Here is a 10,461-nt window from a genome sequence, read left to right as displayed (position 1 = left end):
TATCTGGATGATGGCAATCTACCTATTTGCAATAATTGGGTCGAGAATCAGATGCGTCCCTGGGCGTTGGGGCGCAAGAACTGGCTGTTTGCAGGTTCGCTGCGCAGTGGTCAGCGAGCGGCAAACATCATGACGTTAATCCAGTCAGCAAAGCTGAATGGCTTGGATCCGTATGCCTATTTAAGTGATGTGCTGAAAAGGCTGCCGACACATAAAGTGACCCAGATTGAAGAGTTACTGCCACACTGCTGGAAACCTAAATCGAATTAAAATTGGTATGGGATTCAGCGGACGCTTACATTGCAACAACATTTTTCTATGTCTCTTGAAAACATTTTCAAAACCTCAATCAGACAATGGCGCAATGGGGGCTAAGTTAATGGCTCATGAGCGAATTTTGATGTGGGTACATTAAGAGTTACATTGCACATAATTTTTGATACTATGTATTAAAATTGTTCACTAAAAGTAAATGATATGAAACACAATCTTGTACTAATTTTGGTGGTGTTGGTCGTTTTATTAGGTTATCTTGTTTACTTGGAAGAGCAAACGAGAAAGCAGGCAGAACTGAACCAAGTTTTGACAGAATCTGCAAATTTATCGCTAGAAAAAACAGAAGTCGCTACACCTCACGCTTTGCAAGTCACAGAATAAACGTAGAAATTTCTAACATGCTGTCTGGTAATTGTCTTATTCATCACTCTTTTGTGTGGTTCACTTTATCGTAAAATTTTATCTTTAATTCAAAAAACTAGAATTTAAAAAAAATCCCTATGATATAATTTGCCAATTGAAACTGCTTCATCACAACTCAATTGCATTACTTTTGAGAGTGCCTGAAGTAAAAAAGATGAATAAAGCTGCATAAAATTTATGCGGCTTTTTTATTTAGCATTCCGAAATTTTGATTTTGATAAAATCAAATGCTTGATTGTGAATTAAGTTTATCTTTTTTTTGTAATTTTACATGCTTATTGGGCAAATCCATTGTTGCAACTGACACAGGCTTTTAAGTGCTGACTTAAAATTCAGTCATGCTGCAAATTAAGTTTATTTACAGGGGCTAGGTCATGACGACTCCTAATCCATCCTCAGCAGGAATGCTTGAGCGCTTATTCAAATTAAGCGAAAACAAGACTACATTCCGTACCGAGATTTTGGCGGGTGTAACCACCTTCTTAACTATGTGTTACATCATTATTGTCAATCCAATGATTTTATCTGAAACAGGAATGGATCATGGAGCTGTCTTTGTCGCCACCTGCTTAGCCGCAGCAATTGGCTGTTTGGTGATGGGAATTGTTGCTAACTACCCAATAGCACTGGCACCGGGCATGGGGCTAAATGCCTATTTCACTTACTCGGTGTGTTTAGGCATGGGAGTGCCTTGGCAAACGGCTTTGGCTGCAGTTTTTGTATCAGGGATTATCTTCATTGCCATTAGCATGTTTAAAATCCGTGAAGCAATTGTCAATGCCATTCCTATGTCATTAAAATTAGCCATTGGCGGTGGTATTGGTTTATTCCTTGCTTTAATCGCACTTAAAAATGCTGGTGTTATTGTCGATAATCCTGCGACTTTGGTGGGCTTAGGTGACTTAAAACAACCCACTGTACTTTTAGCGCTATTGGGGTTTTTAATGGTGGTGGTGATGCATCACTTTAAAGTGCGTGGTGCAATTATCATCAGTATTTTGGTGCTAACTGCGATTTCAACAGCTTTAGGTCTAAGCGAATTTAAAGGAGTGGTTGGTGAAATTCCATCTATTGCACCTACTTTTATGCAGATGGACTTTGAAGGTCTATTTACAGCAAGTTTAATTGGTGTAATTTTCGTATTTTTCTTGGTCGATTTATTTGACTCTACAGGCACTTTAGTGGGTGTTTCACACCGCGCAGGCTTGTTACAAGATGGTAAATTACCTCGTTTGAAAAAAGCGCTTTTTGCCGATTCTTCTGCCATTGTAGCAGGTGCGGCATTGGGTACATCTTCAACAACGCCATATATTGAATCATCTGCAGGTGTTGCAGCGGGTGGTCGTACTGGTTTAACCGCAGTGATTGTTGGCTTGTTGTTTATTGCCTGTTTATTTCTAGCGCCGCTCGCGCAATCGGTACCTGGTTTTGCAACAGCACCTGCCTTGTTATTTGTGGGTGTATTGATGATTCAGGGCATTGTGCATATTGATTGGGATGACATTACCGAAGCAGTACCTGCCTTCTTAACCCTCGTGTTCATGCCATTTACCTATTCCATTGCCGATGGCATCGCCATGGGCTTTATTAGCTATGCGCTGATTAAACTACTCACAGGCAAAGCGAAATCTGTACCTTATATGGTTTGGATTATTGCTGTACTTTGGGCATTAAAATTTGCCATGTTTGGCGGTTAATATTTTAAACGGAAAAGGGGTGTAAACTCAGTTTGCACCCTTTTTTATTTTGATCAGTTTTTAAAACTCTCCCATTCAATAGCAAAAAGGACAGAACATGAATCAACTTGAGCTAATCCGAGCATTACCTAAAGCAGAACTGCATGTGCATATTGAAGGTACTTTTGAACCAGAATTGATGTTTGCTATTGCGCAGCGCAACCAAATTGACATCCCTTATCAGTCTGTAGAAGAAGTCAAACAAGCCTATAATTTTCATAACTTGCAGTCTTTTTTAGATATTTATTATGCAGGCGCACAAGTGTTGGTGCATGAGCAAGATTTTTACGATTTGGCTTGGGCGTATTTTGAAAAATGTGCTGAAGACCGTGTGGTACATACCGAAATGTTTTTTGACCCGCAAACCCATACCGAGCGTGGTGTGGCATTTGCAACCGTGATTAATGGTTTACAACGTGCTTGCGAAGATGCACAAACAAAATTAGGCATCAGTTCACATTTAATTATGTGTTTCTTGCGTCATTTAAGTGAAGATGCTGCATTTGTTACGCTAGAAGAGGCTTTACCTTATAAAGACCAAATTATTGCAGTAGGTTTGGATTCAAGCGAAGTCGGGCATCCACCTTCAAAGTTTGAGCGTGTCTTTGCCAAAGCGCGTGAAGCAGGCTTTTTGGTCGTTGCTCATGCGGGCGAAGAAGGGCCTGCTGAATATGTCTGGGAAGCATTAGATTTACTGAAAGTAAACCGTATTGATCATGGTGTGCGTTCTGAAGAAGACCCTGTGTTAATGCAACGTTTAATTGAAGAAAAAATGCCGCTCACGGTCTGCCCATTGAGTAATTTAAAGTTGTGTGTGGTGGATGATATGGCACAGCACAATATTCGTCGTTTGTTACAGCAGGGTGTTAAAGTAACCGTCAATTCAGATGACCCAGCTTATTTTGGTGGCTATATGAATGATAACTTTGTTGCAATTAGCCAAGCTTTAGATTTAAGCAATGCTGAATTAAAACAATTGGCGATCAACTCTTTTGAAGCATCATTTATTTCGGTTGAAGAAAAGCAAAAATGGATTGAACAAATTCAGACATTACAGGCAAGCACCCACTGAACACATCTTATGCACTTGTCCTCTAAGCCTAAATTTAATCCTCACTTAAATACCGAAGTGAGGATTTAAATAAATGTCTACAAATAACCAGACAGCTATTATTTCTCATGCGAAAAACGAAGGCCATACCGCGCTGAATTTAAATAGCTAATTGTTCAGGCTTGTAAAGCAGTGAATGTTTCAATTGCTTCAGTCGCTTTGCAACATCGATAGAATGCAAATCTTCTATATAAATGGATACGTTCAATTGATACTAAGCCAGAAAATGATCGCTCCCATTACTCGATAAACCTGCATTTATCAGCTTACCTTGCTCTGCATGATTAAATTATTTTTCTATATGTTGTCAACGGCATTCAAAATTGCCCCCTTTGATCTTGTTTTAAGTTTCAATCTGGGGCTGAACCCCACTATGACCTTAAGCCTAAGCACACGAATGTAGAAATTGCAAAAAGCTATTCCTTCGCCAAACAAGTTTAGGCACAATAGCGACATTGTTTCATCCAAATGACTTGAATATTAAATACAGGAAATATCCATGAAAAAACTACTCGCTGTATTTGCACCTATCGCTTTGTCCTTATCTGCATGTACCACAACTACAGGTACTACTACAGGAACGACAACTGCACCGACAGCAACTCAACAATTGGGTATGGCGGCGATTAAAATTGCCATCAACGCGAAATGTGTCACTGAACTGAATAACATTCCTGCATGGCACACTGCGACACGTATGATGACAACAACGCAAAAGCAAAATGTTCAAGCTGAAATTTGTGGCTGTGTCAGTGAAAAAGCACCACAAAACGTGACAGCAGTAGATTTAGCCACTGCAGCAATTGACCCTGCTGCCCGTGCAACTATTGTGAGCAATGCAGTATCTCGAACCATTAATGCATGTGTGGCAGAAGCAGTAAAATAATTTAGTGAATCTGAACAATTAAAAAGGCGCCGTGATGACGCCCACCGTGAGTTAGGCTGAATATTTCAGCCTATTTTTTATGGAAAAAGATGATGAAAATTGCAGGTGTAGATGAAGCAGGGCGTGGGCCTTTAGTGGGTTCTGTTGTCGCTGCGGCAGTTATTTTAGATCCGAATAACCCGATTGAAGGTTTAAATGATTCTAAAAAGTTGACTGAAAAAAAGCGTGAAAAGTTGTTTGTTGAAATTCAGGAAAAAGCTTTAGCTTGGGCAATTGCAGAAGCATCAGCAGCCGAAATTGATGAACTGAATATTTTGCAAGCGTCGTTATTGGCAATGCGTCGAGCGGTAGAAGCCTTGTCTATTCAACCTGAGCATGTCTTGGTCGATGGCAATAAAATTCCGCAAGGTTTAGCAATGTCGTGTGATGCAGTTGTTGGGGGCGATGCATTACATGCAGAGATTTCGGCAGCCAGTATTTTAGCCAAAGTGGCGCGTGATCGTGAAATGGTGTTGCTTGACCAAGCATTTCCGCAATTTGGTTTTGCCAAACACAAAGGTTACCCAACCAAAGCACATTTTGAAGCCATTGCGCAGCATGGCGTAATTGCGGCACATCGACGAAGTTTTGCACCTGTGCGTAAGGCTTTGGAATTGATGGAAAAATAACATTAACTTAAAAGTAAATCTATTGCTGAGTTGTAGATAAAAGATTCTGTATATAATTAGAATCAGCGAGCGACTTAGAGATTGGGCAAGTTTTAAAAAAAGCATTCAGCAAGAAAATTAAAGCGGCAAATGAGCCGCTTTATATTCAATAAACTTCATCGTTTAACGTCAAAGTCATTATGCGAGTAGTTATCTTCTTCAAATGAAGGTTGGTAATCTTGATCTAAGTGTTGCAAATGCTCATGCATGGCACGCTCGTGTTGAATACGTTGATAGATTTCTTCACGATGTACCGATACTTCTTTTGGCGCATTTACCCCAATACGAACTTGGTTACCTTTGACACCCAGCACAGTCACGCTGACTTGGTCCCCAATCATTAATGTTTCTCCGACACGTCGGGTGAGAATCAGCATGTTTATCTCCTTGCAAAATGCTAAACCTGCATTGATTTTTAAAGCAATTTAAAAGTCACAACCAAATAAAAAACCAGTAAATTTTTACGGCACGTATCATTATTTATTTTATAAGATACAGCGCTGTCAAAATTTATGAAAGCATATTGCTCAATATAACAGAGCCACTATAAAAAAAACTATAGTGGCTCTAATTTTTTGTACTTTTTCGCAAAATTTGTCAGACAATTACATTTTCTGACAGGGAGTCATTAAGCGCGTGCGCTAGACTCGCCGCTTTCACGATCTAGACCAAATACAGTGTGTAAACTACGAACTGCAAGCTCTAGGTAATTTTCTTCAATGATTACTGAAATTTTAATTTCAGAGGTAGAAATCATGAGAATGTTAATGCCTTNATTATTTATTTTATAAGATACAGCGCTGTCAAAATTTATGAAAGCATATTGCTCAATATAACAGAGCCACTATAAAAAAAACTATAGTGGCTCTAATTTTTTGTACTTTTTCGCAAAATTTGTCAGACAATTACATTTTCTGACAGGGAGTCATTAAGCGCGTGCGCTAGACTCGCCGCTTTCACGATCTAGACCAAATACAGTGTGTAAACTACGAACTGCAAGCTCTAGGTAATTTTCTTCAATGATTACTGAAATTTTAATTTCAGAGGTAGAAATCATGAGAATGTTAATGCCTTCATCAGCAAGGGCAGTAAACATTTTGCTTGCAACGCCCGCATGTGAACGCATACCTACACCTACGATAGATACTTTGACAATGTCGCTACGTGTCGCGACTTCACGCGCACCAATTTCTTTTGCAGTAGCTTCAAGAATTGATTTTGCTTTGGCAAGTTCACCGCGGTTTACGGTAAAGGTAAAGTCAGTAGTACCATCTTCTTCTACGTTTTGGATGATCATGTCGACTTCAACATTGGCAGCGCCAATAGGTGACAAGATTTTAGATGCAATACCTGGCTCGTCAGGCACACCTAAAATAGTTAATTTTGCTTCGTCACGGTTAAACGCGATACCTGAGATGATAGGTTGTTCCATGTTGTCTTCCAATTCAGTAGTAATGAGTGTGCCGACATTTTGTTTAAAATCTTCGTCGAATGCGCCATCATCGTCATTATCAAAACTTGATAATACACGTAAAGGAACTTGGTATTTACCTGCAAATTCAACCGCACGAATTTGCAATACTTTAGAACCTAAAGATGCCATTTCTAGCATTTCTTCAAAAGAAATACGATCTACTTTTTTAGCTTTTGGTGCGACGCGTGGGTCTGTGGTGTAAACCCCATCTACGTCAGTATAAATTTGACACTCATCAGCTTTCAATGCAGCAGCAAGTGCAACGCCAGAAGTATCAGAACCACCACGACCTAAAGTAGTGGTGTTACCTTCGGCATCAAAACCTTGGAAACCAGCAACCACAATCACACGGCCTGCGTCTAGGTTTTCAGTCAATACATCGGTATTGATTGATTCAATACGTGCTTTGGTAAATGCGCTGTCAGTTTGAATACCAACTTGGCGACCTGTTAGTGATTTTGCCTCAACACCAATAGAATTCAGCGCCATCGCTAACATCGAAATCGTCACCTGTTCGCCTGTAGACACCATTTGGTCTAATTCACGCGGATCAGGGGTTTCGGTAATGGCTTTCGCGAGAGCGAGTAGGCGATTGGTTTCGCCACTCATGGCAGAAACGACAACCACTATTTTGTGGCCATGATCATGCCAGCGCTTCACACGACGAGCAACATTTAAAATGCGCTCGGGAGTACCCATTGAGGTACCGCCATATTTTTGAACGATTAGTGCCATAGTTGTTCCATATAAGCCATGACCCTGAATTACCGGTGCAGGGTCAGTTACACAAAAAGTGAGATTATTTTGCCGCAAGCCAAGCAGTTAAACCTGCCATCACCGATGCAAAGTTCTCGTTAAGTGGCGCGCCACCTTGTGCCAAATCAGGTTTACCACCACCTTTACCACCTAGTTCTGTCGCCAAGTGTTTGATGATGTCTCCTGCTTTAATCGTAGCAGTAAAGTCTGGTGCAACAGAAGCGATCAAGCTGACTTTATCGCCCTCTACACCTGCAAGTACAATCACTGCTTGGTCGAGTTTGGATTTTACACCGTCGTGCAAGTTACGCAGTGATTTTGCATCCATATTTTGTACAGTCGTTATGAGCGTAGTACGCCCAGCAAGTTCTTGTACTTGACTTAAAAGTTCATTTGCTTGGAAGTGCGCTAATTTTTGATTGAGCTGTTCAATCTGCTTTTGAAGGCTAGATGCTGTATCGACCAATGTATTCACTTTTTCTAAAGTCTGGTCTTTTTGTGCTTTCAACAAGGCATTGATGCTGTTGATGTCACGTTCAGTCTTTTGAACAGCTTCAATAGCTTTGCTGCCTGTAATTGCTTCAATACGACGTACGCCAGCCGCAACACCACCTTCAGAAATGATTTTGAATAGACCAATATCACCTGTACGTTTTACGTGAATACCACCACACAGTTCAATTGAGAAGTTTTTATCTTCAATAATAGAACCCATTGAAAGTACGCGAACTTCATCGCCATACTTTTCACCAAATAGCATCATTGCACCTTTGGCTTTGGCTGCTTCAATATCCAGTAATTCAGTAGAAACTGCGGTATTGGCAATAACTTCTGCATTGACCAAGCGCTCAATTTCTTGTAATTGTTCAAATGACACAGGTTGATCATTGGCAAAGTCAAAACGTAAAATGTCTGAAGCAACTAATGAACCTTTTTGCTGTACGTGTGCGCCTAAAACTTGACGTAGGCCAGCGTGTAATAGGTGTGTTGCAGAGTGATTGCGCGCAGTTGCTTCGCGGATGTCTGCTTTTACAATGGCTTCGACGATTTGCGCAGCTTTTAAACTGCCCATGGTGACAATACCTTGATGTACAAAGGCACCACCAGATTTTTTGGTGTCTTGAACTTCAAAGATACCGGTATCGTTTTTGAAGATACCTGTATCGCCAATTTGACCACCGCTTTCTGCATAGAAAGGAGTTTGATTGAGTACGATTAAAGCTTCATCACCTTCAACGACTTCATCAACTTGCTCACCATCCTTATAGATGGCGATGATTTGACCTTCGCCTGAAGTCGCATCGTAACCATCAAATTGCGTGTCACCCTCAACTTTCACAATTGAGTTGTAGTCAACCGCAAACTTACCTGCGTCACGTGCACGTTGGCGTTGTGCTGCCATTTCAACTTCAAAGCCTGCTTCGTCAATGGTCAATTCACGTTCACGTGCGATGTCTGCTGTTAAGTCAGTCGGGAAGCCGTAAGTGTCATATAGTTTAAATACTACTTCGCCTGGAATTACGGAACCTTTCAGTTGTGCTAATTCACCCTCAAGCAACTTCAAACCTTGCTCAAGTGTTTTGGCAAATTGTTCTTCTTCTTTCAGAAGTTGTGCTTCAATACGTGCTTGTTGTGCTGCAAGTTCAGGATAGGCATCACCCATGACTTCAATGAGTGGCTTCAACATTTTATGGAAGAATGAACCTGTTGCGCCTAATTTGTTGCCGTGACGTACTGCACGACGAATAATCCGACGTAAAACATAACCACGACCTTCATTCGATGGATTTACGCCATCAGCAATTAGGAAGCAGCAAGAACGAGCGTGGTCAGCAACTACTTTGAGTGAAGCAGGGTAGTCGACAGGTTTACCAGTTTGCTGTGCCGTTGCTTCAAGCTCAGTAGTATCTAAACCAATAATTTCTGCTGCATTTTTGAGTAAGTGCTGGAACAGATCAATTTCGTAGTTTGAGTTGACGTGTTGCAATACTGCAGAAATACGCTCCAAGCCCATACCTGTATCTACAGAAGGTGCTGGAAGCGGGTGTAATACACCATCTGCAGTGCGGTTGAACTGCATGAATACGTTGTTCCAAATTTCAATGAAACGGTCGCCATCTTCTTCAGGTGTGCCTGGTAAGCCACCCCAGATATGATCGCCATGATCATAGAAAATTTCAGAACACGGACCGCAAGGACCTGTATCACCCATTGCCCAGAAGTTGTCTGAAGCATATTGGCCGCCTTTGTTATCGCCAATACGGATAATACGAGAAGCATCTAAACCAATTTCTTTGTTCCAGATGTCAAATGCTTCATCATCGGTGTGGTAAACCGTGGCATATAAACGGTCTTTTGGTAGCGCTAACCATTGTTCGCCTGTTAGAAACTCCCAAGCAAATTTAATTGCATCACGTTTGAAATAATCACCAAACGAGAAGTTACCTAGCATTTCAAAGAATGTATGGTGACGAGCAGTATAACCGACATTGTCTAAATCGTTGTGTTTACCGCCTGCGCGTACACATTTTTGTGACGATACAGCCCGCACATAATCACGTTTTTCCAGCCCTAGGAAACAGTCTTTAAACTGGTTCATACCCGCATTGGTAAATAATAAGGTTGGGTCGTTGGCAGGAACTAGAGAACTCGATGTGACACGTGTATGCCCTTGCGATTCAAAGTAACGCAAAAATGCTTCACGAATTTCAGCTGATGTCATAAAACGAGTACTCACAACCAAGTCACTCCATAAATTCTGATTTGGCTAAATGCAAGACAGTCTGACAAAAAATAATTCTTTTGCTGTCATGCAGGCTTAAAATTTTAAAAACGCCAAATTATAACGGAAAAAGCCACTATCACCAATCATTTTAGTGTGAATAGATGACAATTCTGACGCAAACTTGGTTGCGATTACGCAGAATAAATCTTTGCATTAGAAGATGATGAATATTTATATTCAAAATAAGCGTTTACTGTAGGTCACGGAGTATGCCGAACTGCCATAAAGTAGAATACAAAATTTAAGAAAACGTAAATGTAAGCTAGAAAGTCAAAGCTGATATTTTTGATTTGCCGAATTAAACAAC

General features: G+C 40.7%; 10 protein-coding genes. 6 read left to right on the top strand and 4 right to left on the bottom strand.

The genetic code is table 11. The annotated features are described in order from the left end of the window. From BJN41_RS14480 to rnhB, 6 genes are all read left to right on the top strand, one after another. Nucleotides 1–270 (top strand): transposase domain-containing protein (locus BJN41_RS14480; protein WP_031970682.1); only part of this gene is annotated, 270 nt, incomplete at its 5' end. 207 nt (nucleotides 271–477) lie between these two features. After that, nucleotides 478–657, top strand: coding sequence for a hypothetical protein (locus BJN41_RS14475; protein WP_070156055.1), 180 nt, complete (start codon nucleotides 478–480; stop codon nucleotides 655–657). Between the two features lie 416 nt (nucleotides 658–1,073). After that, nucleotides 1,074–2,396: an NCS2 family permease gene (locus BJN41_RS14470; protein WP_026438181.1), complete on the top strand. Its 1,323-nt coding sequence runs from the start codon at nucleotides 1,074–1,076 to the stop codon at nucleotides 2,394–2,396. A gap of 97 nt (nucleotides 2,397–2,493) precedes the next feature. After that, the gene (locus tag BJN41_RS14465; protein ID WP_070156053.1) at nucleotides 2,494–3,507 is read left to right on the top strand and encodes an adenosine deaminase; all 1,014 of its coding nucleotides are present in this window, start codon (nucleotides 2,494–2,496) and stop codon (nucleotides 3,505–3,507) included. 538 nt (nucleotides 3,508–4,045) lie between these two features. After that, nucleotides 4,046–4,432 (top strand): hypothetical protein, encoded by a 387-nt coding sequence (locus BJN41_RS14460; protein ID WP_019837630.1) that lies wholly within the window; start codon nucleotides 4,046–4,048, stop codon nucleotides 4,430–4,432. Between the two features lie 92 nt (nucleotides 4,433–4,524). Beyond that, nucleotides 4,525–5,100 carry a ribonuclease HII gene (gene rnhB / locus BJN41_RS14455; RefSeq protein ID WP_070156051.1) on the top strand — a complete coding sequence of 192 codons (576 nt, stop codon included), beginning with the start codon at nucleotides 4,525–4,527 and terminating at the stop codon, nucleotides 5,098–5,100. 155 nt (nucleotides 5,101–5,255) lie between these two features. Here the strand turns inward: rnhB and csrA are convergent, their stop codons facing one another. The 4 genes from csrA to alaS all read right to left on the bottom strand — a co-directional run bounded on the left by csrA (nucleotide 5,256) and on the right by alaS (nucleotide 10,106). Further along, a complete protein-coding gene (gene csrA / locus BJN41_RS14450; RefSeq protein ID WP_019837628.1) occupies nucleotides 5,256–5,516 on the bottom strand; it encodes a carbon storage regulator CsrA in 261 nt (86 codons plus the stop codon). Nucleotides 5,517–5,767: 251 nt separating this feature from the next. Further along, on the bottom strand, nucleotides 5,768–5,971 hold the full coding sequence (locus BJN41_RS15220; RefSeq protein ID WP_413772613.1) for an ACT domain-containing protein: 204 nt from the start codon (nucleotides 5,969–5,971) through the stop codon (nucleotides 5,768–5,770). A gap of 96 nt (nucleotides 5,972–6,067) precedes the next feature. Then, complete coding sequence (locus tag BJN41_RS14445; RefSeq protein WP_019837627.1) at nucleotides 6,068–7,348, bottom strand: aspartate kinase; 1,281 nt, start codon at nucleotides 7,346–7,348, stop codon at nucleotides 6,068–6,070. 64 nt (nucleotides 7,349–7,412) lie between these two features. Continuing rightward, a complete protein-coding gene (gene alaS / locus BJN41_RS14440) occupies nucleotides 7,413–10,106 on the bottom strand; it encodes an alanine--tRNA ligase (RefSeq protein ID WP_171257448.1) in 2,694 nt (897 codons plus the stop codon). Between the last annotated feature and the right edge of the window lie 355 nt (nucleotides 10,107–10,461).

This window comes from Acinetobacter towneri, from assembly GCF_001758345.1.
GTDB classification, from domain to species: Bacteria; Pseudomonadota; Gammaproteobacteria; order Pseudomonadales; family Moraxellaceae; genus Acinetobacter; species Acinetobacter towneri_A.
The sequence above is the reverse complement of the archived record's forward strand: the minus strand, read 5'-3'. Positions and strand labels throughout refer to the sequence as shown.